Below are 24790 nucleotides of genomic sequence, written 5' to 3'. Positions count from 1 at the left end.
CGCAGGCCGAAGCCTGCGGCGCCATCATGTTCGAAAGGCGCTGCAGAGCGCTGATCGCCACCTGCAGCGCAACCGCGGCCGCTCAGCCGAACACGAACTTGCCCTTCATCATCGCCCAGTGCCCCGGGAACGAGCAGAAGAACGTGTAGTCGCCGCCCTTGGTGAGCTTGGCGGTGGAGAACTTGACCGTGTCCGACTGCCCGGCGCCGATCACCTTGGTGTGCGCGATGATCCGCGCATCGTTCTTCGGCAGGTAGTTGTCGGCCAGGCTGGAACTGGTGCCGGCATTGGCCACCGCCTGGAAGTCCGGTGTCTTGGCCAGCACCCAGTTGTGGCCCATCACCGCGGCGGTGAGCTTGCCGCTGTGCTTGAGTGTCAGCGCCACTTCGGTGCAGTCGGCGGCGACCTTGATCTGCGGCTGGTCGAAGGACATCTGGTCGGTGCCGGTGATGGTCACCGCGCAGGTCTTGGCCCAGGCCGCCGGCGCGAACGCGAGCGCGGCGAGGACCAGTAAGGGGGACAGCGACTTCGCTTTCAAGACGGACTCCTTGGCAATGGGGACGGCACAACACCGCAAACCTCGCCAGCATGCGCTACGCGCGCAGCGGCGTCGCCATGACTGTCTGCCTTTGCGCAAATGTTTGTCAACGACAAGCCCTCGTGCACTGCAGCATCCGGCGCAGGCAGCGCTAGGCGTTGCGGAAGAATCCGTGCAACGGATCGTGCAGCGCCATCCGTGGCGCAGGTACCGGCAGCGGCCCGCGCTGGCCGGCCGCCACCTGCGCGAACGCGCGCTTGAACCGCGCCATCTCCGCCGCGGTACCGATGGTGATGCGCGAACGGTTCGGCCACAACGCCCAGCTGCGGCCGACGAACACGCCCCAGGTCGCCATCGCGTCCATGAACTCCTGCGCCGGGCGCTTCACGTCGAGCATGAAGCAATTGCTTTCCGACGCCGTGCACGCATGGCCCTGCGCGCCGAGCCAGCGCACCACGTCGTTGCGGATGGCGCTGTTGAGCGCGCGCCGCTGCGGCACCAGCGCCGGATCGCGCAGGCTGGCCAGGCCGGCGGCGACCGCGGTCACCGGCAGGCTGTTGACGCTGTAGAACTTCAGCTTGGCCAACAGCTCCGGCCGCGCCACCGCATAGCCCAGGCGAATGCCGGCCATGCCGTAGAGCTTGGAGAAGGTGCGCAGCACGATCACGTCGTCGTCGTCGCCGGCGGCGACGCGATCGACCATGCTGCTGGCGCTGTCGGAAAAATGCAGATATGCCTCGTCGACCACCAGCACGCTGCCCTTGGGCTTGTGCGCCAGCGCGTAGTCCAGGTCCTTGCGCGCGGTCACCGAACCGGTGGGATTGTTCGGGTTGCAGATGTAGATCACCCCGGCGTTGGCGTCGGCGGCGCACATCGCCTGCACGTCGTGCGCGTCGTCCTTGCGCAGCGGCACCTTGATCACCTTGGCGCCGTTGCGCGCAGCGGCGCGCCAGCCGGATTCGAAGGTGGGATCGGCGGTGACCAGCGACGCGCTGGGCGAGGTGAACGCCAGCATGGTGTAGTCCAGCGGCTCGGTGGAACCGGCGTAGGCCATCAGGTGATCGATGCCCACGCCGAGCTGGTCGGCAAGGGTCTGCAGCAATTCCAGTTGCAGCTCGCCCAGGTAGCGGCCGCCGCTGGATGCGATCGCCGCGATCGCGCGCTGCGCGGCCGGCGACGGGCCACCGGGATATTCGTTGGCGTTGATCAGCACCGGCGCCAGTTCGGCATTGGTCGCCTGCGCCGTGGCGGGCGCGGCCTGCGCCAGCCACGGCGCGCCGAAACCGGCCGCGGCGACCAGCGCCGAGTCCTTGAGGAACGTGCGGCGCGAACGCGACGGCTGCTGCATGACGGACTCCTTGGAAAACAGGGCGAAGAACCTACGGACGCACCGCGACCACTTCGATCTCGATGCGGTACAGCGGATTGCCCAGCGCGGCGATCTGGAACGCCGAGCGCGACGGCAGGTTGGGCTGCGCGGGCGTGCCGAAGAACTGCCGGTAGCCCTCCATGAAACCGGCGAAATCCATCTTCCCGTCCAGCGCCGGATCGCCGACCAGGAACGCCTGCATCTTGACCACGTCGCGCATGCCCAGGCCCATGCCTTGCAGCTGCGCCTCGATCTGCGACAGCACGCTGACGGTCTGCGCCTTGGTATCGCCGTAGGCGGCAGGCGAATCCTTCGGCGCGCTCGCATCGATCGGCCGCGGCACCGCGCCGCTGAGATAGACCGTGGTCTTGCCGGCCGGGATCTCTACCGCCGCGGAAATCGGAAAATCGCTGTTGGGAATCTTGTGACGCACGATCTCGGCGGCGCCGGCCAGGGCGGGCAACCACAGCGCCGCGCAAAGGCCGGCACGGAGCGAGCGGGAAACGAACGAACGGCGCATGTGGAATTCCTCGCGATCGGAAAAGGGAATGAAACGGTACCGGCTCAGTGCCGCAGCGTGCGCACCTCGTCGGCGCTGAGCTTGCCGGGATAGTCGTTGCCGAACTGGCTGCGCACGTAGTGCACGACCTCGGCGACCTGCTGATCGTTGAGCATGCCGGCGAAGCCGGGCATGCCGCCACGGCCGTCGAGCACCATCATCGCCACATACGGCGCCGCGGCCACCTTGGGGTTGCCGGCCAGCGCCGGATACTCGCCGCCGCCGCGCGCGCCCTGCCCGCCGGGCATGTGGCAGCTCTGGCAGATCGCCGCGTACACGGTGGCGCCGGAGGCGGTGGCGAACGCGGCCTGCGGGTACAGCGGCGTGGCATCGGAACTCTGCGCCGCGGCCGGGCCGATCGCCGGCGGCAGCATCAGTGCCAGCACCCCGGCGGCGACCGCCGCGGCGAGCACCCAATGACGATCGAGCTTCATGCGCGGGCTCCATTGACGACGCGGCGATGCAGGCGCTCGATCGCATCCAGCGCCGAGGTGATGGCCCCTTCCTGCCAGGCCGGAATGTACGAGGCGTGTTCGCCGGCGAGTGCGATGCGGCCATCGATCTGGCACAGGTTTTCGTAATGCTCGGTGCGCGCGGCGTCGCTCCACATGCCGAAGCAGCCATGGGTGAACGGCACCCGGTGCCAGCCCACGGCGATGCCGTTGTCGAATTCGCGCGGATACTGCGGATGTAAGTGCGTGCCGTACTCCACCGCCTTGGCCACGCGCTGCTGCGGCGTCATCGAGGTGAACTCGAACGCCTCCAGCCCCCACACGTAGGCGCCGAGCAGCACGCCCTTGCCGGCGCTCTGGAAACCGGTGCTCGGATAGCTGATCAGGGTGATCGGCAGGTCGGTGTAGCTGATGCCGCCGTAGATCGCCTCGTCCTCTTCCCAGAAACGGCGCTTGAACTGCAGCCCCACCTTCACCGACGCCGCATACGGCACCTGGCCGATCGCGGTGGCCATCTTCTCGCCTACCGCGAGCGGAATGCGGCTGAGGATCGACAGCGGGATCGTGCACACGCACCAATCGGCTTTCGCCAGTTGCTCGGCGCCGTTGCCGTCCTGGTAGGCGACGCTGACCCCGTGCGCGTCCTGGTCGATGCGGGTGACCCGCGCGTTGTAGCGGATCGCGTCGCCGAGTTCGCGCGCGAACGCCTTGCCGATCTGGTCCATGCCGCCGACCGGCTGGAACATCGCGGTCTGCATTTCGTAGTTGTTGCCCGCCGCCAGCGTGGCCCACAGCCGCGAGCGCAGGATGTCCTGAGTGCTGAACGGTTCGGAGAATTGCGGCTTGCCGGACAGTCCGCCGCCGGGATATTTGGCGAAGCCGCGGCGTTCGCTGCTCTCGCGGCCTTTGACGTAGCCGAAGTCCTTGTCCAGCGCGCCCCAGTTGCGCAGCGACTCGAGCAGGATCTCCTGGTCCTCGCGCTGCACCTGCGCGTCCAGCGCGCCCTGCCGGGTGCTCTTGGCCAGCAGTTCGGCCACGTGCCCCTTGTAGTCGGCATCGATATCGCGGAAGCGCTGCGGCTTGCCGCCGAACCCGGCGCGGCTGTGCAGCAAGGCGTTGAAATTGACCTGCACGAACGGTTCCAGCGCCACCCCGAATTGCTTGCAGTAGGACAGCACCGCCTTGTGATGGTGCGGGATGCGCCACGGGCCGGGATTGAGGTACATGCCCTCGTCGAAGCCACAGTGCTGCTCGAAGCCGCCCAGCTCGGTGTAGCGATCGCCGCCGCGCAGCGTCCAGTTGCGGCCGCCGGGACGCGCGTTGTACTCGATCACCTGCACGCGATAGCCGGCCTTGCGCAGCTCGTAGGCGGCGGTCATCCCGGCCAGGCCGGCGCCGAGCACCAGCACCGAGGCGCCCTTGGCGTCGCCGTCCAGCCGCGGCACGCCGCCGAAGCGCGATTCGGCGGCCATGCCCAGGCTGTGCATCGCCTGGTACATCATCGCGCCGCCACCGGCCAGGCCGATCCTGGCGAGCAATTGGCGGCGGGTCATGGCGCCCCTGGTTGGTGCTTGCATCGTCGATATCGCCTCACGGATTGCGGATCGACCATAGCCGCCGCGACGGCGGCGCAGGCCGCGTGCGGCGGGTAGGTCGCGATGGAGCGGGTAGGGCCACGGATGGCGCGGCATTGCGCGGGCGAGCACTCCGCTGGTGGACCTACCCTCACCCCAACCCCTCTCCCGGGGGAGAGGGGCTCGAGCGCGGCTTAGCGCAGCTCAGAAGCGGTAGGTCAGCTTGGCGTAGTAGCGCGCGCCGAAATAGCCGACCGGGCTGCCGGTCAGGTACGGCGAGTTGTAGTAGCTGAGATAGTTCTTCTCCAGGTAGTCGTACGCCGCTGCCGGCACCTTGTCGGGGTATTTGTTGAACACGTTGTCGCCGCCGACGCTGACGGTCAGCTGCTCGGTAGGCCGGAACGTCAGTTCGACATTGGTCAGCGCCATCGTGCCGATCTTGTGCTTGTAGTACGGCGCACCGTTGACGTCGACCACGTCGAGCTGGCTCAGCACGCTGTCGGGGAAGATGTCGCCGTTCCACTCGTCGTACGGCGCCACCAGTTGGTATTGCGGGCCGTAGACCGCCTCGGTCACGCGCAGGCTGAACTTGCCGACGTTGAACGTGGCGCCCAGGTTGACCCGGTACTTGGGCGCGTTGTTCTCCAGATTGATCAGCGTCGCCGCGCTGTACATGGTGGCGCCGCCGAGCACCTCCGGCGCCGGTTTGGCGCTGAGCACTTCGGTCTTGTTGTAGTTGGCCGCCAGCATCCAGTCGATCGAGCCCCAGTCGAACTCGGTGATGTAGTTGGTCACCCAGTCCACGCCGGTGCTGCGGGTCTTCAGCGCATTGTTGAAGATCGCCACCGAGATGTCCTGCCGCGCGGTGGCGTCGAGCGAGCCGCCCGGCGCGGCCGGATCGATGCCGCCGAGGTAGCCGAAATCGACCAGCGCCTGGCCCAGCGCAGCGTTGTAGGCGGCGTCGGGCGTGCCGTCGCCGTTGGTGTCGCCCGGCTGGCCGGCCTTGGAATATTCGAAGGTGCCGACGCCGATGCGGTCGGAGATGGTGATGCGGTAGAAATCCAGCGTGCTGTCGAAGTTGGGCATCGGCCGGAACACGAAGCCGAGGCTGTAGTTGGTGCTGGTCTCCGGCTTCAGGCTGCCGAAGCCCAGCGCCGCCGCCGCCGCGCTGTTGGGCTGCAGGGTCGGGGTGGCGCTGGTCGGGCCGACCTGCACCGCCGAGTAGTAGCCTTCCTGCAGGGTCGGCGCGCGGAACCCGGTGCTGGCGGTGCCGCGTACCGCGAACGTGTCGGTGAGGTCGAAGCGCGTGGTCAGCTTGCCCACCACCTTGCTGCCGAAGTCGCTGTAGTCCTCGTAGCGCCCGGCCACATCGACCAGCCACTTCTCGGTCGGATTGAACACGACGTCGGCATACGCGGCGTAGCTGTGGCGGCTGTAGGAGCCGGTGTTGAACAACGGGTTGTAGCCGGGGAACGAGGACGCGCCGGCGCCGTAGTACGAGGTCGGATCGCCCGGATCGATGCCGTACTGGTCGCGGCGGTATTCGACGCCGGCGTTGAAGGTCAGCGGCTGCGACAGGCCGATGTCGAAATCGTGCGTGGCGTTGAAATTGGTGGTCCACTGGCTGGCCCAGAAACTGCCGTCGTAGAAGTCCTCCGGCGAGTAGCCGTAGTCCTGCCACAGGCTGAAATTCATCGAGTTCAGCGTGTACACGTCCATCTCGTTCTTGCCGTAGCTGCTGGAGAAATCCCAGGACCAATCGGCCAGCACGCCCTTCAGCCCGGCGCTCAGCTCGTAGTCGATCTCGTCGGAGGCCTCCGATGGATTGAAGCCCAACGGATACTTGTGGCTGACCTCGCCGCTCGCCGGATCGACGTAGCCGCCGTCCTGGCTGGGACGGCGGTAGTTCTCCTCCGACTGCGCGGTCTTCTTGCCGTAGCTGCCGAACGCGTAGAACTCCAGGGTGTCGCTGAGCACCACACCCGAATTGAAGAACAGCGCCTTGCGGTGCACTTCCGGCGGATTGAGCCAGGCGTTGACGTTGGGGAAGCGCCCGTTGAGGGTCATACCCTCGACGTCGTCGGCCAGGAAATCGGCCATGTCCGGATTCACCGCCGAGCAGTCGGCGTAGTTGGCCACGCAGTCGGCGTAGCTGTACGAGCCGAGCCGGTATACGGTCTTGCGGTTCTCGACCTCGGCGCTGAGGCTGAAATACGCCGCGTCGCTGCCGAAGCCGATATTGGCACCCCACGCATCGGTGCCGCCGCCGCCATCCTTGTAGCCTGCGTAACCGGCGTCCACTTCGCCGCCGTCGTGGTTCTTCTTGAGGATGATGTTGATGACGCCGGCGATCGCGTCCGAACCGTACAGCGCCGCGGCGCCGTCGGTCAGCACTTCGACGTGATCGATCGCCGCGGCCGGGATGAACGACAGATCGGCCGAAGCCGCACCGGTGGTGGTGTTGACGTTGGAGGTGATGTGGCGGCGCTTGCCGTTGACCAGTACCAGCGTGTGGTTGGGCGACAGGTTGCGCAGGCTCGCGGTGAGCGTCTGGCTCGCCATGTCGTTGCCGGTCTGGTTGGCGTTGTACGACGGCACCTGGTTGGCGATGGCGTTGATCAGGTCGGGCGCGGCCGACTGCTTGAGCATGTCCGCGCTCACCAACTGGATTGGCGCCGGGCTGTCGGTCACCGCCATGTTGGTCTTGCGCGTGCCGGTGGAGATGACGGTGATCGCGTCCAGCGTCTTGGCCTCGCCACCCGGCTCTTCCGCCAGCGCCGGCAGCGCCTGCGCACCGGCCAGCAGCAGCGTCAGCGTGGCCAGCCCGTGGCCGTGACGTGCGTTGCGCAATCCCCTGCATACCGATTCCGCCAGACGATCGGCGTTCAAACGCTTGCTCATGTTCAAGACCCCCGAGATGACGTGGATGTGGCGCGGATGCGCACCGGCTCCCCGACCGGCGGCGCCGCGATCGCGGCGTGCAGGGACCATAGCCAGCGCACGACGCCGGGCGGCCGGATCCGACGGGTAGGTGCGCAGCGAGCGGGTGGGCGCGAGCGGGCAGGCATCACGGCGCGGGTAGTGGCGCTCATCGCCGCGGCGAGTGGGTTAATCTCGGCCGCCGACACTTCGGACCCGACCCATGCCCCATCCGCGCCGTTGCACGCAGCGCCAGACGCGGTGGCCGCGTTGATCCATCCTGTCCCGACATTGCTGCTGCTCGACTTCGACGGCGTGCTGGCGACCTACTCGCGGACGGCACGCATCGCACACCTGGCCGCCCACTGCGGCTGCGATTCGGCGCGGGTGCGAGAGGTCCTGTTCGCTTCCGGACTGGAAACCGCCTACGACAACGGCGACATCGCCACCGCCGCCTATCTGCACCGGTTAGGCGAAGGGTTGGGCGCGCATGTGGACGAAGCCGACTGGATCGCCGCACGCGTGGCCGGCAGTCGCGGCGATCCCGGCGTGATCGAACGCGTGCTGGCGCTGGCCGACAGGATCGACATCGGCATGCTGACCAACAACGGCGCACTGATGGCCCAGGCGATCCCGCAGATCGTGCCGACCCTGTTCCCGCTGCTGCGCGGGCGCGTGCTGTGCAGCGGCGCACTCGGCGGACGCAAACCGCAGGCCGAGGTCTACCGCCGCGCGCTCGACCATTTCGGCGTCGCCGCGCGGCAAGCGCTGTTCATCGACGACCTGTTCGTCAACGTCCGCGGCGCCCGCGCGATCGGCATGCCCGCCGAAACCGCCAGCGGCGCCCGCGCCCTACGCCGCGCACTTGCACGGCACGGGCTGACGTAAGCACCTCGCATACACGCAACAGACCAGCCATTGCTGCAGCTACGGCTGTTGCCGTTGCTGTTACGTGCCGTGCCGTTGTTTCTCAGCTGTTGTCCCCCGTGAGGCACAGCAAGCAGGGCGGGTAAAACCCCCGCAGGGGGCGACGCGCAGGATGCGCGTCGTTTTCGGCAGGCACATGGATGTGCCTTCCGAAAATTCCCGTCCTGCTTGCGGACCCGCGCGCAGCGCGGGTGTGCCGCCCGGGGGGTGTTTCTTTTGGTTACTTTGATCAGCCTTCGGCTGCTGTGAAGCGCTTCTTTGCACAAGCAAAGAAAAGTGACTCGCGCAAAGCGCGAAAGCTTTGCTGTTGATGTTGCTGTTGCCGAATCACCAACCAACCAACACCCCAAGTCATCCAACTCACCGCTTCCCGACATACTCCCGCAACGCCACCCGCAACCGCTTCAACCCCTCAGCCACTTCCTGATCCGTGATATTCAACGAAGGCACGAAGCGCAACACATCCGGCCCAGCCTGCAACGTCAACAACCCCTGCGCAGCGGCATGATCGAGGATCGCCCCAGCCTGCCCCGCATGCGCCTGATTCAGCACCGCGCCCAGCATCAAGCCACGCCCACGCACCTGCGAAAACAGCGCGAACTCATCGTTGAGCGCGGCCAGCCCCTGCCGCAGCGCCGCCGCCTGCCGCGACACGTTCGCCGCGATCGGCGCCGACCCCAGCTTGCGCAGCGCCACCCGCGCCACCGCCGCGGCCAGCGGATTGCCGCCGAAGGTACTGCCGTGCGCGCCGAACTGCATCGTCTCGGCCACCTTCGGCCCGGCCAGCAGCGCACCGATCGGAAAACCGCCGCCCAGCGCCTTGGCCAGCGTCACGATGTCCGGCGTCACCTCGTCCTGCCAGTGCGCGAACAGCGTGCCGGTGCGACCCATGCCGCACTGGATCTCGTCCAGCAACAGCAGCGCGCCATGGTGGTCGCACAGCGCGCGCACCCGCGCCAGGAAGCCCGGCGCGGCCGGCATCACCCCGCCCTCGCCCTGCACCGGCTCCAGCATCACCGCAGCCACGTCGCCGGCGGCCATCGCCGTTTCCAGCTGCACGATGTCGTTGAAATCCACATAGCGGAAGCCGCCAGGCAGCGGCTCGTAGCCTTCCTGGTACTTCGGCTGCGCGGTGGCGGTGACCGCGGCCAGGGTGCGGCCGTGGAAACTGCCACGGAAGGTGACGATGACCCGCCGGTCCGGCGCGCGGCCCTGGCTCGCTGCCCACTTGCGCACCAGCTTGATCGCCGCCTCGTTGGCCTCGCTGCCTGAGTTGCACAGGAACACCTTGCGTGCGAAGCGCGACGCAGCGACCAGTTCCTCGGCCAGGCGCAGCGGCGGCTCGCTGTAGAACACGTTGCTGGTGTGCCACAGCTTGCCGGCCTGCTCGAGCAGCGCCGCGGTCAGGTCCGGATCGTTGTGACCGAGCCCGCACACGGCGATGCCGGCGGACAGATCGATGTAGTCGCGGCCTTCGCTGTCCCACACCTTGGCGCCCTGGCCGCGCTCCAGCACCAGCTGGCGCGGGCGGTAGATCGGCAGGTAGTAGTGCTGGCCGAGGGCCATCAGATCCGCGGCAGAGGAAGCGGTCATCGAAAGGATTCCTGGGGGAGACAGCACACGAGTATAAGACCGCTGCGCGGCGTGGCGGCCGGCGCGAACGGACCCACGCGCGCAGCCGTCGCGGCGGCGCGCGGCCAGGAACACGAATCCACCAGCGCACTACCAGCCGCAGCAGGATCGATCGGGGGCGACGCTCGGCAGACGCCCCAGGTCCTTCGCCAGCGCGCGCAAGCACGCGCCCGCCGGAACAGGGCCGGGTTAGCATGCGCGGATGCGACTTTTCCTGGATCCCCAACTCGCCCCGGCGACCGAGCATGGCTGGCGGCGGCGCTGGTTCGACATCATCTATCGGCACGACACCCGGCCTTCGCGCAATTTCGATCTGCTGCTGGTCGCGGCGATCGTGGCCAGCGTCGCAGTGATCATGGCCGACAGCGTGCCGGCCCTGCATGCGCGCTACGCCGGCTCCATGTACGTGCTGGAATGGGCGTTCACTGCGCTGTTCACTGCCGAGTACGCGTTGCGACTGATGACGGTGAAGCGGCCGCTGCGCTATGCGCTGAGCTTCTGGGGCGTGATCGACCTGCTCTCGACCCTGCCCACCTACATCTCGTTCCTGCTGCCCGGCGCGCAGACGCTGTTGGTGGTGCGCGTGCTGCGGGTGCTGCGGCTGTTCCGCATCCTCAAGCTGACCCGCTACGTGGAGGAAAGCAGCCTGCTGGTCGACGCGCTATGGCGCAGCCGGCGCAAGGTGTTCGTGTTCCTGTTCACCGTGATCACCCTGGTGGTGATCTTCGGTGCGCTGATGTACGTGGTGGAAGGGCCGGCCAACGGCTTCACCAGCATCCCCACCGCCATGTACTGGGCGGTCGTGACCATGGCCACGGTCGGTTTCGGCGACATTGCGCCGCTCACGCCGCTGGGCCGCGCCATCACCTCGGTACTGATCCTGATCGGCTACAGCATCATCGCCGTGCCCACCGGCATCTATACCGCCGAGCTGGCCAACAGCCTGCGCGACGTCGAGCGCAGCCGCATGCCGGATCAACGCCGCTGCGCGCGCTGCGGCCTGCAAGGCCATGACCGCAGCGCCGGCTATTGCCGGGGCTGTGGCCAGGCGTTTCCCGATACCGCGCCCTGAGCCCTCACCAAACGCCGGTATTGGGCATCGATGCCCACGGCTCGGCCGGGGCCAGCGCCTCACCCTTCTGCAGCAGCTCGATCGAGATCAGGTCCGGGCTGCGCACGAAGGCCATGCGCCCGTCGCGCGGCGGGCGGTTGATGACGATGCCCTGCGCCTGCAGATGCGCACACAGCGCATAGATGTCGTCGACCTCGAACGCCAGGTGGCCGAAGTTGCGGGCGCTACCGTAGTCCTCGTCCGAGCCCCAGTTGTAGGTCAGCTCGACTTCGGCCTCCGGGTTCTGCGGCGCGCCGAAGTACACCAGGGTGAACTTGCCGGCTTCGTTCTCGATGCGCCGGGTCTCGCTCAGGCCCAGGCCCTCGGTGAAGAATTTGCTGGTCTTCTCCAGATCGTGGACGCGGATCATGGCATGCAGATATTTCATCGCGACAACTCCAATAGACGGGGGAAACGGGCAGGACCGCCACGATTTGCGGCCGCTGCCGCCACACGGGGCGCGACAGCGAAGTCCTTGCACATGCGCATAGGGTAGCGCTCGCGGCGTGCAGGCGTGGGCAAGCCGCCGGCACGGCCGCCGTGCACACGCCTTTCAGCGGAAGTAGCAGGCCTTCAACGGCAGCGTGGCCGCGCCGACCGCACTGGCGTCGGCCATCGCCGCAGCCGGCAGCAGCACCGGCAACGGCCGCGCCTGGCCGCGCCGCGGCTGGTTGTCGATGCGCAGCTGCGGGATCAGGCGCAGCGCCAGATCGCGCGGCAGGCGCCCGCCGAACACCACCGCCTGCGGATCGAAGACCGCACTGATCGCCGAGACGATCAGCGACAGGCCCGGCACCGCGCGCGCGATCCAGCGCTCGATCGTCGGCCAGGACGGATCGTAGGCCGCCACCAGCGCACTGACGTCGGCCAGCATCACCCCATCCTCGATCAACATCTGCCGCAGCAGCTCCAGCGTGCCGCGCTCCAGGCCCGGCCCCGGCAGCATGCCGGCGAACTCGCCGGCATTGCCGTGCGCACCACGCAGGACGGCGCCGTCGATCACCACGCCGCCGCCGAGACCGTAGCTGAAATACAGATAGGCGAAATCGCGGTACTGGCGACCGACACCGAGCAGGCTTTCGCCGACCGCGGCGACGCTGCCGTCGTTGTCCACCCACACCGGCAGGCCCAGCGCGTCGGCCAGCCAGTCGCCGATCGACAACTCGCCCAGCGCGCGCAGCGGATCGGGCGGGTTCATGCGCTCGGCACCCTCGACGAAGAACCCGGTCATCGCCACGCCCGCGCCCAGGCGCGGGCCGAGTCCGCGCCCGGCCGCGGCCAGCAGCGCCGCGTCGGCCTCGCGCACCTGCGCCAGCAAGGCCGCCGGCTCGGTCGAACGCAATCGGTGCTCGGCGGTGGCGCGGACCTGGCCGCTGAAATCCAGCAGCGCCAGCGACAACGCGTCGGTGGCGATCGAGTAGCCGACGGTGTGGCCGTACGCGGGATTGAGCGCGATCGCCGCACCCGGCTTGCCGCGGCCGCCATGCGCCAGCGAGGCGCCGATCAGCACCAGCCCGCGCTCGGCCAGGCCATCGATCAGGCGCACCGCCGATTGCACGGTCAATCCGGTGATGCGGCTGAGATCGGCGCGGGTGACGGTGCCGAACAGGCGCAGGCTGTCGAGCATGCGCCGCTCGTTGTCGCTCAGATCGGCATGCGTGGCATGGACGGAACGGGAAGCGCGCGGCAGCGAGACGGCGACGGGAGCGGGCATGAGCGAGGATCGGCGAAAGGTCGGGAAAGCATAGCGGGCAATGGTGAAATATTTAATTCACCCTTAGTTATTAAATTTCCGCCATCGCCATGGAACCTCGCCGCTGCGTGGAGTGGGCCAACGATCCAGAAGACCGCAGCGTTTCCGCATCAAACCTCCACGTTGCGCCCAATCCTCGGCCGCACATCCTGCAGAGAAATCAGCCCTGCCGCGACCAATGAAAGTTTCCAGTCTGCGGTCAGGTTCGGATCTGAAGCCCCTCCTGCAGCAGGCGGCGCGACGGACGCACTGTCGCTGCACCGGCCGGCGCCTGCCCCGCTCAATCCAGGAACAGATCCGGCAACAACGGCTGCGCCGGATCCAGCGCGTAGCCGGACAGGTCGATCACCCCGGCCGCGGCCAACACCTCGTCGTCGATCAGGAACTGCCCATGGAACCCGGCCGCGGTGCGCGTCAGCACCGCATGCGCCGCATCGGCCATGATCTCCGGACGCCGGCCATTGCCCGCATCGACGCCTGGGATCATGTTCAGCGCTTCGGTGGCGATCAGCGTGCGCGGCCACAGCGCATTGACCGCCACGCCCTGCGGGCCGAATTCGCCGGCCAGGCCCAGGGTCACGAAGCTCATGCCCATCTTCGCCAGCGTGTAGCCGGTATGCGGCGCCCACCATTTCGGATCCAGCGACGGCGGCGGCGCCAGGGTCAGGATGTGCGGATTGGCGCTGCGCAGCAGGTGCGGCAGACAGGCCTGCGCGCACAGGAAACTGCCGCGGGCATTGACCTGCTGCATCAGATCGAAACGCTTCATCGGCGTGTCCAGCGCGCCGCGCAGCCAGATCGCGCTGGCGTTGTTGACCAGGATATCGATGCCGCCGAACGCATCGACCGTGGCCGCCACCGCCGCGAGCACCTGCTCCTCCTCGCGGATGTCGCACTTCAGCGCCAGCGCGCGACCGCCGGCCGCCTCGACCGCCGCCGCGGCGCTGTGGATGGTGCCGGGCAACTTCGGATTGGGCACCGCCGACTTGGCCGCGATCGCCACATTGGCGCCGTCGCGCGCCGCACGCAGCGCGATCGCCAGACCGATCCCGCGCGAGGCGCCGGTGATGAACAGGGTTTTGCCTTGCAACGTCATGGGATTGGGGATTCGGGATTGGAGATTCGCCGCAGCTTAGCGCCTTTGTCGTCCCCGCCAGGACAGCCCCAGACACAGCCATGCGCCTTACCAATCCCGAATCCCCAATCCCGAATCCCGGCCTCTCAGGGCTTCGGCCCCTGCCCCTCGTTGTCTTCCCACTTCAGAATGCGCCGGGTCACGAAGCGGTAGACCGGCTTGCCGGTGGCGAACCACAGTTCGCGCACCCAGGAGTGGCGCTTGAGCAGGCGCAGTTCGACCGGGGTCAGCGCCTGCCGGCAGTACATGCGCTTGTGCTTGAGCAGGTGGCGCAGGTCCTCGCGCGCCAGCAGCCGCATCCAGCGCGAACGCGGCGCGCCGCGCACCGCCAGCTGGAAGTCGATCAACGCCGGACTGCCGTCCTCCAGCACCAGCCAATTCGCTTCCTTGGCCAGATCGTTGTGCGCCACGCCGCGCCGGTGCACCTGCTGCAGCAGGCGCCGTGCGGCGCGGAAGTAGGCCAGGTCGCCGCGCGGCGGACGCTGGTACATCGCGTCGCCGGCCAGGTAGCTGCGGTCCAGGAAGGTGCCGTCCCAGCCGCGCAGCTGCGGCGTCGCCGCCATGCCCGCCAGTTGCTGCAGCGCCCTCGCCTCGCGCCGCGCCAGCCACCAGGCCGGCAGGCGCAGCCACCATGGCGCGGCGGTCAGGTCGCGGCGCACGAACACGCGCTCGCCGTGGCCGTCGGCCTCGCGTACCAGCAGGATGCGGCCGAAGCTGTCGGACTTGAGGATCTGGGTGGTAGCGGCCGGCGCGCATGTCATCACGCCAGTTTAAGCGGATCGCCATCCTTGCCCACCTATAATCCTTCCCATGAATTCATCCTGGATCGACGCCACGCTGGAGTGGGTCGCAGCACATCCCCTCCTGGCCGGCGCGGTCATCTTCGGCATCGCGTTCTGCGACGCGGTCATCGTGCTGGGCACCATCGTGCCGGCGCTGCCGCTGCTGTTCGCGATCGGCGTGCTGATCGGGCTGGGCCAGATCTCCGGCCCGTACGCCGTGGTCAGCGCCGCCCTCGGCGCGCTGGCTGGCGACGCGCTCAGCTACTGGGTCGGCCATCGCTGGGGCCACCAGTTGCGCAACTACTGGCCGTTCCGGCGCTATCCGCAGCTGCTGGACCGCGGCGAGGCCATGTTCCGCCGCAATGCCTTCAAGAGCATCCTGGTGGCGCGCTACGTCGGCGCGATCCGCCCGTTCGTGCCGGCCGTGGCGGGCATGATGAAGATGCCGCTGCGCCGCTACTTCGTCGCCAGCGGCGTCGCCGCGGTAACCTGGGCGCTGCTGTTCCTGGGGCCGGGCTGGCTACTCGGCCAGGCCTACGACGCGGTGGCCGCGGTTGCCGGACGCCTGTTCCTGGTGCTGGGCCTGCTGGTGCTGGCGCTGGGCCTGGTCTGGGCGATCGTGCTGTACGGCTATCGCTGGTCGGCCGGGCACATGGATGCGCTGCTGGCGCGCGGCCTGGACTGGTCGCGCCGGCACCCGGTGCTGGGCCGCTACTCGATCGCGGTGTTCGACCCGCAACGGCGCGAGTCGGTGCCGCTGGCGATGCTGGCGGTGATGCTGCTGGCGCTGGGCTGGGGCTGGTTCGCGCTGCTGATGGTGGTGGTCGGCCACGGCGAGCCGCTGCGGCTGGACCTGGCGGTGCACGACCTGATGCTGGCGCTGCGCAATCCGCTGGCCGACTACCCGATGACCGCGCTGGCCTCGCTCGGCGACTGGCAGGTATTGGTGCCGGCCACCACGCTGGGCCTGGTCTACCTGATCTGGCGCCAGCGCTGGATGGCCGCGGCGCACTGGCTGGCGGCACTGGCCTTCGGCCTGGCCCTGACCAAGCTGCTCGGCACCACCGTGCACGTGGTGCGCCCGCCGGCGGCCAGCAGCGGCTTCGGCTTTCCCTCGGTGGCGGTGACCATGGCCACGATCAGCTTCGGCTTCTTCGCCGTGCTGATCGCGCGCGAACTGCCCGGGCGCTCGCGGGTGTGGCCATACCTGCTGTCGGGCGTGGTGGTGACCCTGATCGGCTTCGCCCGCCTGTACCTGGGCGCGCATTGGCTCAGCGACGTGGTCGGCGGCATGCTGTTCGGCATCTTCTGGCTGCTGGTCCTGGGCATCGCCTACCGCCGCCGCTTCAACCGTGCGTTCTGGATGAAGCCGCTGGCCTGGCTGTTCTATGGCGGCTTCGTGGCCGCGGCGCTGTGGTACGCGCCGCGCGATCTGGAACGCAAGCTGGCCAAGTTCGAGCCGCCGCCGCCGGTGCTGATGGACCTGACCGCCAGCGCGTGGTGGCAGGACGAGTGGCGGCTGCTGCCGTCGCGGCGCAACGAGTTCGACGACGACCAGCGCTGGCCGCTGGACCTGCAGGTGGCCGGACCGCTGGCGCCGCTGCAGCGCCAGCTCGAAGCCGCCGGCTGGCGCGTGCAGCCGCAGGCCGGCTGGCAGCAGGCGCTGCAGTTGCTCGACTACAAGACCCAGGCCGAACGCGTCCCGGTGCTGCCGGCGACGCTGGACACCCGAGTGGAATCGCTGCTGATGCTGCGCCGCGGCCCGCGCCCCGGCGAACTCTATGCCTTGCGCCTGTGGCCGGCCCCGGCGCGGCTGCAACCGGGCAACGTGCCGCTGTGGCTGGGCAGCGCGCAGAGCCTGCGCTACGAACGCCACTTCAACCTGATCGGCCTATGGCGCCCGCTGCGCGGCGCCGATCCCGCACTCAACGCCGTCACCGACGCGCTGCACGCGCTGCCCACGCGCAAGGACATGCATCGCCCATCGGATGTACCGGTATTGCTGGTGCGCAGCGAGGGCGAGGCGCCGGCCGAGGCCCAATAACGCAGGCCCACTTCAGCTGTTTAGCGCCAGCGGAGCGTGTAGCGGAGCAATGGAGGAGTGACGTCGGTCGCAACAGACATTGCCGGCAAAACCTGGCGCGACCGATGGTTCATGGCTACCTCGTATCGCGCCAACCAGTCTGGCGCCATGCTGCGGAACGATGCCCCGTCGCTGATGGCTCAGGTCGCGGCTGAAGCCGCTCCTACAAACGCTCGATCATGCCTGGAGCATCCGCGTCCAGCAGACGCATGGCCATTCGCCACGCATCCACGCCGACACCCGCTGCGAATCCCACCCGGCGCTCAGGGAATCCAGCCGAGCAACTGCTCCAGCCGCTCGTGCGGATCGTCTTCCTGCAGCAGCGCCAGGCGCTGGCGCTCGTCCAGCGGCAACAGTTCGGCCAGGCGCCAGCCGACCCAGGCGGCCTGGTCGAGCAGGCGCGGACCGACCACCGGATATACGTCGGCGGCCTGGTCCAGAATGCTGTCCAGCACCGTCGACAACAGCGCGTGCTGCGGCCGCAACTCGTCGTCCTCATCCGGCTCGCGCCAGTGCACGTCGCCGACCACCAGGCCGTTGTCGCGGACCCGGCTGCGCAGCACGTGGAAGCGACGTTCGCCGCGTAGACTCAGCACCAGCACGCCGTCGGCGCCGACATCGAAATCGACGATGCGCGCCTCGGTGCCGTACGCCGCCGGCACCGCCGGGACGCCGGTCTCGGCACCCTCCAGAATCAGGCACACGCCAAAACCGCTGCCGCTGCGACCGCAGTCGCGCACCATGTCCAGGTAGCGGCGTTCGAACACGCGCAGCTTGATCGACGCACCCGGCAGCAGCACCGCATGCAACGGGAACAGCGCCAGTGTGCCGCGCTCCTCGCTCATGCGGGCGCTCCGGCGCACGGCATGACGCTCATTGCAGCGCCGCCAGGAAGCGCCGTGGCGCGCCGTCGAAGCCACCGTTGGACATGAACACCACATGGTCGCCGGCGCGCGCCTGCGCCTGCAGCACCGCCAGCAGCGCGTCCACGTCCGCGGCGGCCCAGGCCTGGCCGCGTACCGCGGCGATCACCTTGCCGGCGTCCCAGGCCAGTTCCGGCCGTTGCAGGAACACCACCGCATCGGCCGCGTCCAGCGCCGGCGCCAGCGCCTCGGCATGCGCGCCCAGCCGCATCGAATTGCTGCGCGGCTCCATCGCCACCACGATGCGCGCCGCGCCCACTTTCGCGCGCAACCCTTCCAGGGTGGTGCGGATCGCGGTGGGGTGATGCGCGAAATCGTCGTAGACGGTGATGCCCTGCGCCTGGCCGAGCACTTCCAGGCGCCGCTTGACGCTGCGGAACTGCGCCAGCGCCGGCATCACCTGCGCCGGCGCCACGCCGACCGCATGCGCCGCGGCCAGCGCCGCCAGCGCGTTCATCACGTTGTGGCGGCCGAGCAGCGGCCAGCGCACTTCGCCCAGTTCCTGGCCATCGTGCAAGACAGCGAAATGGCTGCCGTCGGCGGCAATCGGGCGCGCGCTCCATTCGAACGCCAGATCGAAGCCGAAGCGTTCCACCGGCGTCCAGCAGCCCATCGCCAGCACCTCGCGCAGATGCGCGTCCTCGCCGTTGACGATCAGCCGCCCGCGCCGCGGCACGGTGCGCACCAGATGGTGGAACTGGCGCTGGATCGCGGCGACGTCGGGGAAGATGTCGGCGTGGTCGTATTCGAGGTTGTTGAGGATCGCCACCAGCGGCCGGTAGTGCACGAACTTGCTGCGCTTGTCGAAGAACGCGGTGTCGTATTCGTCGGCCTCGACCACGAACAGCGGCCGCGCTTCCGCGGCGGCGGTTTCGCCGACGCGCGCATGCGCGCCGGTGGCGACCGCGGCGTGCTCGCGCGCAGCGACGGTCTCTGCGCCCGGATCGCGATGCGCACCGCCGGCCGGCGACGCCCTGCCGCCCAAACGTGCGGACACGCCGAAATCCTCGGCCACGCCGCCGATCAGGAACCCCGGCTCGCGGCCGGCCGCCTGCAGCAGCCAGGTCAGGATGCTGGTCGTGGTGGTTTTGCCGTGGGTGCCAGCCACCGCCAGCGTGTCGCGCCCGGGCAGCACCCGCTCGCTCAGCCACTGCGCGCCGGAGGTGTAGGCGCGGCCGGAATCCAGCACCGCCTCGACCGCGGCATTGCCGCGCGACAGCGCATTGCCGACGATCACCTGCGCGCAGTCGGCGCCGATGTGCTCGGGCAGGTAACCCTGCTTCAGCGCGATGCCCAGGTGCTCCAGCTGCGTGGACATCGGCGGATAGATCGCCTGGTCGCTGCCTTCGACCTCATCGCCGAGTTCGCGCGCCAGCGCGGCGACACCGCCCATGAACGTACCGGCGATGCCGAGAATATGGATCTTGCTCATGCCGCGATTGTCGCCGATCCCCCGACGCGCGCAAACCGGCACGACGCGGCTGCCGGCCTCCGGCGCGGCGCGGCCGAAGGGTGAGCGACCCGCGCTCTGCCCTCGAAATGGCAACGACGTCAAGTAGGAAATCCCCCACACCCCCTGAAGAAAGCTCCCGATAGGCAAGTCGGGAGCCAACATCGAAAATGAACGAGCCAGCCGCACCCCCCTACGGTCCTACTCCCCAAGAGGCCATCCCCAAGGGAGCTCATGTTGTGGGGCCCTGAGCAAGCCCGTTCGCTGGCACCTAACGGTTCCGGCCTCCCGCCCGCGCCCACGCGTGGCGGGAGGCATGGATTTGCCGTGCCACTGTTGACGGCGGATGCGGTTGGATCTTGCGCAGAAAGCGGCTCGCCAACCACGTGGCGCGGACGCGCGGCAGCCGGAGTTGGGTCGACGCCTGGCGGGCTTGAACCCTGCGCGCACCCCGTACACGCGAGCCTTACGTCCTATCCCGTGCAGGAGCGGTTGCGACCGCGACAAGCGAAGTGTGAGGCGCAGACTTCGGACACAGCCTGTCGGGGCTGAAGCCCCTCCTACAGTGCACCCGGTCAGCTTGCCGCAAGTCCCTGTAGGAGCGGCTTCAGCCGCGACGAGCGAAGCGGCGTGCTTTCCGCCGGCGCGATGCGTCGGGACTGAAGTTCCTCCCACAGTGCGCCCAGTTAGCTTGCCGCAAGTCCCTGCAGGAGCGGCTTCAGCCCCGACGAGCGAAGCGCACGCGTTCCGGCGGCGCAATTGCGTCGGGACTGAAGTCCCTCCCACAGTGCACCCAGTTAGCTTGCCGCAAGTCCTGTAGGAGCGGCTTCAGCCGCGACGAGCGAAGCGGCGCACTTTCCGGCGGCGCGATGCGTCGGGACTGAAGTCCCTCCCCACAGTGCACCCAGCGAGTAGGCCGCAAGTCCCCTGGGACTTCGGAAACCGTCGGAGCTGAAGCCCCCCTACAGTGAAGCGAGCACGACGGACTCAGGCCTGCTAAGAAGCGCCGCGAATGGGGCGAGGCCACGACCATCAGGCGCGTCGAGCGCCGCAGCAAGGCGGCCGCTCGACGCAGGGCCGTCTCAGCGGCCGATCGATGCCAGGATGCGCGCCAGCACTTCGTCCAGCGAGCCGACGCCGTCCACGCGCGCCAGGGTGCCGCGCTTATCGTAGAAACCGATCACCGGCGCGGTCGAATCGTTGTACACCTGCAGGCGCTTGCGCACCGACTCGGGGTTGTCGTCTTCGCGGCCTTCGGCCTTGGCGCGGCCGGCGATGCGCTCGACCAGCAATTCGGTGGCCACGTCCAGCTGCACCACCGCGTCCAGCGGCTGGCCGATCTTGGCCAGCAGTTCGTCCAGCGCCGAGGCCTGGGCCAGGTTGCGCGGATAGCCGTCGAGGATGAAACCGTTGGCGACGTCGTCGCGGCCGAGGCGCGATTCGAGCATGCCGAGCAGGATGTCGTCGGAAACCAGGTCGCCGCGCGCCATCACTTCCTTGGCCTGCACGCCCAGCGGGGTACCGGCGGCGACTTCGGCGCGCAGCAGATCGCCGGTGGAAATGTGCGGGATCTGCAGCTTGTCCTTCAGGCGGCTCGCCTGCGTGCCCTTGCCCGATCCGGGCGGTCCCAACAGAACCAATCGCATCAACCTGACTCCTCGAGGAAATTACCGTGCGCGGCCGGCGGCGTTAGACTCGGGGGCCACGCCTGCGCTGTACCGCAAGGCCCCCAGCTTAACGCATCCGGGCAATGTCCCGGCAATGTCCCCACCCCAGGAGCGAGTCCCGACCATGGCCCAAGGCACCTTGCTGTATGCCCAGTCCGGCGGCGTCACCGCCGTCATCAACGCCAGCGCCGCCGCCGTGATCGGCGAGGCGCGCGCACGCAAGGTCAAGGTCCTGGCCGCGCGCAACGGCATCCTCGGCGCGCTGCGCGAGGAGCTGATCGACACTTCCAAAGAGTCGGCCGCGGCGATCCGCGCGCTAGCGCATACGCCCGGTGGCGCGTTCGGCTCGTGCCGCTACAAGCTCAAGTCGCTGGAGGCCGACCGCGCCAAGTACGAGCGCCTGCTGCAGGTGCTGCAGGCGCACGACGTGCGCTATTTCCTCTACAACGGCGGCAACGATTCGGCCGACACGGCGTGGAAGGTGTCGCAGCTGGCCGACGCCTTCGGCTATCCGCTGCACTGCATCGGCGTGCCCAAGACCATCGACAACGACCTGGCGGTCACCGACAACTGCCCCGGCTTCGGCTCGGCCGCCAAGTACACCGCGGTGTCGGTGCGCGAGGCGGCGTTGGACGTGGCGGCGATGGCCGAGACCTCGACCAAGGTTTTTGTCTACGAAGCGATGGGCCGCCACGCCGGCTGGCTGGCCGCCGCGGCCGGACTGGCCGCGCAGTCGCCCGACGACGCGCCGCAGATCATCCTGTTCCCCGAACGCGCCTACGACGAAGCCGCGTTCCTGGCGCAGGTGCGCAAGGTGGTGGACAAGGTCGGCTGGTGCGTGGTCGTGGCCAGCGAAGGCATCCAGACCGCCGACGGGCGCTTCGTCGCCGATGCCGGCGGCGGCACCGACGCGTTCGGCCACAGCCAGCTCGGCGGCGTGGCCTCGTACCTAGCCGGCAAGGTCAAGGCCGAACTCGGCTACAAGGTGCACTGGACCCTGCCCGACTACCTGCAGCGCTCGGCCCGCCACATCGCCTCCAAGACCGACTGGGAGCAGGCGCAGGCGGCCGGCAAGGCGGCGGTGCAGTTCGCGCTGAAGGGCATGAACGCGGTGATGCCGGTGATCGTGCGCAGCAGCGATGCGCCGTACCGCTGGAAGATCGAAGCCGCGCCGCTGAGCAAGATCGCCAACCACGAGAAGAAGATGCCGCCGGCGTTCCTGCGCAAGGACGGGTTCGGCATCACCGAGAAGGCGCGGCGCTACCTGCAGCCGCTGATCCGCGGCGAAGCCTATCCGCCCTACGACCGCAGCGACGGCCTGCCGAAGTACGTGGCGCTGAAGAATGTGGCGGTGAAGAAGAAGCTGCCGGCCTGGGAGGGGTAATTGGGCCGGGCGCGCCGTGATAAAATATTCCGGCTGCGATCGGGATGAGCATACCTAGCCGGAAGGTGGCAGGGACGGCATCTCGGTGCGCGCGCGTACTGAAGCAGAACCCGCCCTTCCAAAAAAACAGCTGACAACGTCCTGATAATAACGCAGCGATAGTCGCCACACAAAAAACGCAACGCACGCAAAAATTTAAATCGCCCCGACATTGCCCACTCCGTTAATTGCAAATAGCCAATTCGTCTATCAAGGAAGTTATTGATGAAGAGTCAATATATAGTCTCAGCGCTACTCCTCCTCACCGCGGCACCGGCCTTCGCCGCAACCTGCGAAGCAAATTTCGAGAAGAAGGGCAATCCTTTCATCGGCACCAGCTATTCGACCTCGGTCAGCCTGCCCAATCTGACTGTGAAAAGCGCAATCGGCCAGATGCACGTAATTGCCAAGCAGGCAAATATGGACATCCTCAGCGAAGACGCCGATGCGGGTGCCATGTTGATCGAAGAACCTGAGACATTGTCGCACAAGCCAATTCCGATGATCATCTCGGCCAGCGTCGAAAATGGCGAAGGCAAGGTTGGGATGTTGGTCAAGCTCAACAAGGGCGCCCTGGCATCCTCTGACAGCGTCCGCAACGAGATGTGCAAGCTACTCAACCAAGTCAAGCCTGGCACCGAAGGCGAGAAGTTTGCTAAGAAGACAGTGGACGCCGCCCCTGTCGAAATCAGCGCGGACAAGTTCGGATTTATGTTGCGCAATCAGGCCAAAGAAGGCCCCGCAACGATTGAGGCGCGATACAAAGACAAGGTCTACCGCATTACCGGCAAGATCAATAGCTCAGGCGTGCTCAAAAGCGGCGGCAAGTACAACGTTGGATTCGACGTCTTTACTCCAGAAGATGAAACCTACAACAAGGTTGCCATTATCTGTTCGTTCGCCGCGAATCAGGCAGCCTATGCGCTCGCGCTGCGCCCGGGAGAAAAAGCAACACTGACCGGCGTCGTCGAAGATTACGATCAACTCGGAAAAGCCCTGTGGCTACGTGACTGCCGCGGCAACTGATCGCATATAGAAAAGGCCCTTCTTCTGGACGAAAACATCCTGGCGCCCGCTTGATTTTTGCTTGGAAATTTAAATCCTTCCGGTATTTCTCCGAAAATCCGATGCCATGAATTTGGCATCGGATTTTTTTTACCCTCAGTCAGCGAGCACCTGCTCCGTGCCTTATAGACCAAGCATTGGAAGCGTCAGCAGGCGTGCCGGTCTTGCCAGTTTTCGCTAGGCCACCTGTGGTTTTCTTGCACTTTCCGAGCATGCGCAACCGTCGTCCTGCCGCTGATGACCATCTGCCGAGGGCCTGTTCCGTTCCCATCTGGAGAACAAGATCGACCTGCGTCATCCGCTCGCCCGGCTGACCGCAGCGATGTCTTGGTCGGCTTTGGAACAGGCGCTGTCGGCGAAGCTGCCTGGTCAATGGCGCTGTATCAAGTGCCAGCAGGCTGGTGGAAGCGATGATCGGGCATCTGAAGCAGGAGCACCGGCTGGACCGCTGTCAGCTCAGGGCGCGCAGGGCAATGGCTGCAACGCCGTGCTCAGCGTCGCCGGCTACAACTTGCGCTGGCCGATGCACTGGATCACGCTTTTGCGTTCATGGCTCAGAGCGATCAGATTGCGGCCAGCGGCGAACCACCAGCAGCCGTTGCGGCCGTCGTTCGCTGAAACGGATTCTTCCGAACCGACTTGTTACCCCCTCCATGCCGCTGCGCCGTGCGGCGCAGCGCGCGGAGCGCTGAGCTGACCGAATCAGGCTGGGCGTGCGCAGTCGCCAGCGAACATCGTCGGCAATGGCGTTGCGACAGTCAAGCCGGTGCATGGCTTGCCCTGCCCACCATGGACAGATTCTGCGCGCATTGCGCACATGCGCGAGCGACACCAGGCATTGGTGTCGCCATCTCTTGTAACGGCAGAATCGGTTATGGCTTCACGCGGCCAAGCGCTGTAACAGGTTCGCAGCGACGATTCGGCTACGCTGCCGCATGCCAACCGGCATCCGCGCTACAAACCGGCGACAAGGAACCAGAATGGATGTCGATTGGCACAACGGTCCGATCACCCGCACAACGCCGGTGGACGAGACCTACCGCAATACGCAGGCCGTGCGTCGGTTCCTGGCCGGTGCGTGCGGAGCCGGGTTCAAGTTCGATCGCGCCTTCATGGCATGGATCAAGGACGGCGCGCCCAAGAACATGGGCGACGTTGCCGACGAATGGCTGCGCCGGCGGCGGGCAGGACTGTCGCTAGCGCGATAACGCTGAGCAGGTACGCGTGGCCTATACGTTCGATTAAAAACTGGCGGCGGCGCACGGCAACGCGCGTTCGCGGCTGAGAAAAAATGCATTTCAGGCAGCCGCTGGCCGGGCTGAGCGCGGATGGCGAACGGCGAACGGCGAACGGCGCGAGCATGCAAGCGCATCGCGTCAGACAGGAAACGTGCCCGGCCGCGCGATGTCCATGCAACACATCGGCTCC

General features: G+C 67.5%; 20 protein-coding genes and 1 pseudogene. 7 read left to right on the top strand and 14 right to left on the bottom strand.

Annotation, left to right across the window (positions count from 1 at the left end; translation table 11 throughout):
• Positions 1-82: 82 nt before the first annotated feature.
• The 6 genes from azu to HEP73_RS04760 form a co-directional block, all read right to left on the bottom strand.
• Entirely contained in the window at positions 83-523 is a 441-nt protein-coding gene (azu, locus tag HEP73_RS04785) for an azurin (RefSeq protein ID WP_185823302.1), read from the bottom strand.
• A gap of 166 nt (positions 524-689) precedes the next feature.
• Positions 690-1886, bottom strand: a complete 1197-nt coding sequence (locus tag HEP73_RS04780; RefSeq protein WP_185822323.1) for a pyridoxal phosphate-dependent aminotransferase — start codon at positions 1884-1886, stop codon at positions 690-692.
• 31 nt (positions 1887-1917) lie between these two features.
• Positions 1918-2427 carry a RidA family protein gene (locus HEP73_RS04775; RefSeq protein WP_185822322.1) on the bottom strand — a complete coding sequence of 170 codons (510 nt, stop codon included), beginning with the start codon at positions 2425-2427 and terminating at the stop codon, positions 1918-1920.
• A 44-nt stretch (positions 2428-2471) separates the two neighbouring features.
• Positions 2472-2900, bottom strand: coding sequence for a c-type cytochrome (locus HEP73_RS04770; protein WP_185822321.1), 429 nt, complete (start codon positions 2898-2900; stop codon positions 2472-2474).
• Complete coding sequence (locus HEP73_RS04765; RefSeq protein WP_458309651.1) at positions 2897-4495, bottom strand: FAD-dependent oxidoreductase; 1599 nt, start codon at positions 4493-4495, stop codon at positions 2897-2899. Before HEP73_RS04765 ends, HEP73_RS04770 begins: the two co-directional genes overlap by 4 nt.
• A gap of 201 nt (positions 4496-4696) precedes the next feature.
• Positions 4697-7393 (bottom strand): TonB-dependent receptor plug domain-containing protein, encoded by a 2697-nt coding sequence (locus HEP73_RS04760; protein ID WP_255423670.1) that lies wholly within the window; start codon positions 7391-7393, stop codon positions 4697-4699.
• Positions 7394-7681: 288 nt separating this feature from the next.
• On the opposite strand from HEP73_RS04760, the gene HEP73_RS04755 reads away from it, so the two are divergent.
• Positions 7682-8299, top strand: coding sequence for an HAD-IA family hydrolase (locus HEP73_RS04755; protein WP_255423767.1), 618 nt, complete (start codon positions 7682-7684; stop codon positions 8297-8299).
• Between the two features lie 399 nt (positions 8300-8698).
• Here the strand turns inward: HEP73_RS04755 and HEP73_RS04750 are convergent, their stop codons facing one another.
• On the bottom strand, positions 8699-9931 hold the full coding sequence (locus HEP73_RS04750; protein ID WP_185822319.1) for an acetylornithine transaminase: 1233 nt from the start codon (positions 9929-9931) through the stop codon (positions 8699-8701).
• A gap of 241 nt (positions 9932-10172) precedes the next feature.
• Here HEP73_RS04750 and HEP73_RS04745 point away from each other — a divergent pair, with 241 nt between their 5' ends.
• Complete coding sequence (locus HEP73_RS04745) at positions 10173-11042, top strand: ion transporter (RefSeq protein ID WP_185822318.1); 870 nt, start codon at positions 10173-10175, stop codon at positions 11040-11042.
• 4 nt (positions 11043-11046) lie between these two features.
• On the opposite strand, the gene HEP73_RS04740 is transcribed toward HEP73_RS04745, so the two are convergent.
• The 4 genes from HEP73_RS04740 to HEP73_RS04725 form a co-directional block, all read right to left on the bottom strand.
• On the bottom strand, positions 11047-11469 hold the full coding sequence (locus HEP73_RS04740; protein ID WP_185815352.1) for a VOC family protein: 423 nt from the start codon (positions 11467-11469) through the stop codon (positions 11047-11049).
• A 165-nt stretch (positions 11470-11634) separates the two neighbouring features.
• A complete protein-coding gene (locus tag HEP73_RS04735) occupies positions 11635-12795 on the bottom strand; it encodes an ROK family protein (protein ID WP_458309650.1) in 1161 nt (386 codons plus the stop codon).
• Between the two features lie 319 nt (positions 12796-13114).
• Entirely contained in the window at positions 13115-13930 is an 816-nt protein-coding gene (locus HEP73_RS04730; RefSeq protein ID WP_185822317.1) for an SDR family oxidoreductase, read from the bottom strand.
• A gap of 125 nt (positions 13931-14055) precedes the next feature.
• The gene (locus HEP73_RS04725; RefSeq protein ID WP_185822316.1) at positions 14056-14730 is read right to left on the bottom strand and encodes a serine/threonine-protein kinase; all 675 of its coding nucleotides are present in this window, start codon (positions 14728-14730) and stop codon (positions 14056-14058) included.
• Positions 14731-14779: 49 nt separating this feature from the next.
• On the opposite strand from HEP73_RS04725, the gene HEP73_RS04720 reads away from it, so the two are divergent.
• The gene (locus HEP73_RS04720; RefSeq protein WP_185822315.1) at positions 14780-16795 is read left to right on the top strand and encodes a bifunctional DedA family/phosphatase PAP2 family protein; all 2016 of its coding nucleotides are present in this window, start codon (positions 14780-14782) and stop codon (positions 16793-16795) included.
• 302 nt (positions 16796-17097) lie between these two features.
• Here the strand turns inward: HEP73_RS04720 and HEP73_RS04715 are convergent, their stop codons facing one another.
• From HEP73_RS04715 to HEP73_RS04705, 3 genes are all read right to left on the bottom strand, one after another.
• Entirely contained in the window at positions 17098-17679 is a 582-nt protein-coding gene (locus tag HEP73_RS04715) for an LON peptidase substrate-binding domain-containing protein (RefSeq protein WP_185822314.1), read from the bottom strand.
• Positions 17680-17707: 28 nt separating this feature from the next.
• A complete protein-coding gene (gene mpl, locus HEP73_RS04710; RefSeq protein ID WP_185822313.1) occupies positions 17708-19189 on the bottom strand; it encodes a UDP-N-acetylmuramate:L-alanyl-gamma-D-glutamyl-meso-diaminopimelate ligase in 1482 nt (493 codons plus the stop codon).
• Between the two features lie 1100 nt (positions 19190-20289).
• Positions 20290-20853, bottom strand: coding sequence for an adenylate kinase (locus HEP73_RS04705; protein ID WP_185815346.1), 564 nt, complete (start codon positions 20851-20853; stop codon positions 20290-20292).
• A gap of 145 nt (positions 20854-20998) precedes the next feature.
• Between HEP73_RS04705 and HEP73_RS04700 the strand changes: the two genes are divergently transcribed.
• The 4 genes and pseudogenes from HEP73_RS04700 (at position 20999) to HEP73_RS04690 (ending at position 24570) form a co-directional block, all read left to right on the top strand.
• Positions 20999-22258 carry a 6-phosphofructokinase gene (locus tag HEP73_RS04700; protein WP_185822312.1) on the top strand — a complete coding sequence of 420 codons (1260 nt, stop codon included), beginning with the start codon at positions 20999-21001 and terminating at the stop codon, positions 22256-22258.
• 264 nt (positions 22259-22522) lie between these two features.
• Positions 22523-23323, top strand: a complete 801-nt coding sequence (locus tag HEP73_RS04695) for a hypothetical protein (protein ID WP_185822311.1) — start codon at positions 22523-22525, stop codon at positions 23321-23323.
• A gap of 251 nt (positions 23324-23574) precedes the next feature.
• Positions 23575-23729 (top strand): annotated as a pseudogene (locus HEP73_RS22570) (IS5/IS1182 family transposase); the annotation flags it as partial.
• A 613-nt stretch (positions 23730-24342) separates the two neighbouring features.
• A complete protein-coding gene (locus HEP73_RS04690) occupies positions 24343-24570 on the top strand; it encodes a DUF6434 domain-containing protein (RefSeq protein WP_185822310.1) in 228 nt (75 codons plus the stop codon).
• Positions 24571-24790 lie beyond the last annotated feature (220 nt).

It is taken from the genome of Xanthomonas sp. GW, assembly GCF_014236815.1.
GTDB lineage: Bacteria > Pseudomonadota > Gammaproteobacteria > Xanthomonadales > Xanthomonadaceae > Xanthomonas_A.
Note: the sequence above shows the minus strand (reverse complement) of the source record. Positions and strands in the feature narration are given on the sequence as shown.

Bases quoted from the DNA above. Each gene is read 5' to 3' on its own strand.
- HEP73_RS04780 (WP_185822323.1), bottom strand. From the start codon at position 1,886: ATGCAGCAGCCGTCGCGTTCGCGCCGCACGTTCCTCAAGGACTCGGCG.
- HEP73_RS04775 (WP_185822322.1), bottom strand. From the start codon at position 2,427: ATGCGCCGTTCGTTCGTTTCCCGCTCGCTCCGTGCCGGCCTTTGCGCG.
- HEP73_RS04770 (WP_185822321.1), bottom strand. From the start codon at position 2,900: ATGAAGCTCGATCGTCATTGGGTGCTCGCCGCGGCGGTCGCCGCCGGG.
- HEP73_RS04765 (WP_458309651.1), bottom strand. From the start codon at position 4,495: ATGCAAGCACCAACCAGGGGCGCCATGACCCGCCGCCAATTGCTCGCC.
- HEP73_RS04760 (WP_255423670.1), bottom strand. From the start codon at position 7,393: ATGAGCAAGCGTTTGAACGCCGATCGTCTGGCGGAATCGGTATGCAGG.
- HEP73_RS04750 (WP_185822319.1), bottom strand. From the start codon at position 9,931: ATGACCGCTTCCTCTGCCGCGGATCTGATGGCCCTCGGCCAGCACTAC.
- HEP73_RS04745 (WP_185822318.1), top strand. From the start codon at position 10,173: ATGCGACTTTTCCTGGATCCCCAACTCGCCCCGGCGACCGAGCATGGC.
- HEP73_RS04740 (WP_185815352.1), bottom strand. From the start codon at position 11,469: ATGAAATATCTGCATGCCATGATCCGCGTCCACGATCTGGAGAAGACC.
- HEP73_RS04735 (WP_458309650.1), bottom strand. From the start codon at position 12,795: ATGCCCGCTCCCGTCGCCGTCTCGCTGCCGCGCGCTTCCCGTTCCGTC.
- HEP73_RS04730 (WP_185822317.1), bottom strand. From the start codon at position 13,930: ATGACGTTGCAAGGCAAAACCCTGTTCATCACCGGCGCCTCGCGCGGG.
- HEP73_RS04725 (WP_185822316.1), bottom strand. From the start codon at position 14,730: ATGACATGCGCGCCGGCCGCTACCACCCAGATCCTCAAGTCCGACAGC.
- HEP73_RS04720 (WP_185822315.1), top strand. From the start codon at position 14,780: ATGAATTCATCCTGGATCGACGCCACGCTGGAGTGGGTCGCAGCACAT.
- HEP73_RS04715 (WP_185822314.1), bottom strand. From the start codon at position 17,679: ATGAGCGAGGAGCGCGGCACACTGGCGCTGTTCCCGTTGCATGCGGTG.
- mpl (WP_185822313.1), bottom strand. From the start codon at position 19,189: ATGAGCAAGATCCATATTCTCGGCATCGCCGGTACGTTCATGGGCGGT.
- HEP73_RS04705 (WP_185815346.1), bottom strand. From the start codon at position 20,853: ATGCGATTGGTTCTGTTGGGACCGCCCGGATCGGGCAAGGGCACGCAG.
- HEP73_RS04700 (WP_185822312.1), top strand. From the start codon at position 20,999: ATGGCCCAAGGCACCTTGCTGTATGCCCAGTCCGGCGGCGTCACCGCC.
- HEP73_RS04695 (WP_185822311.1), top strand. From the start codon at position 22,523: ATGAAGAGTCAATATATAGTCTCAGCGCTACTCCTCCTCACCGCGGCA.
- HEP73_RS04690 (WP_185822310.1), top strand. From the start codon at position 24,343: ATGGATGTCGATTGGCACAACGGTCCGATCACCCGCACAACGCCGGTG.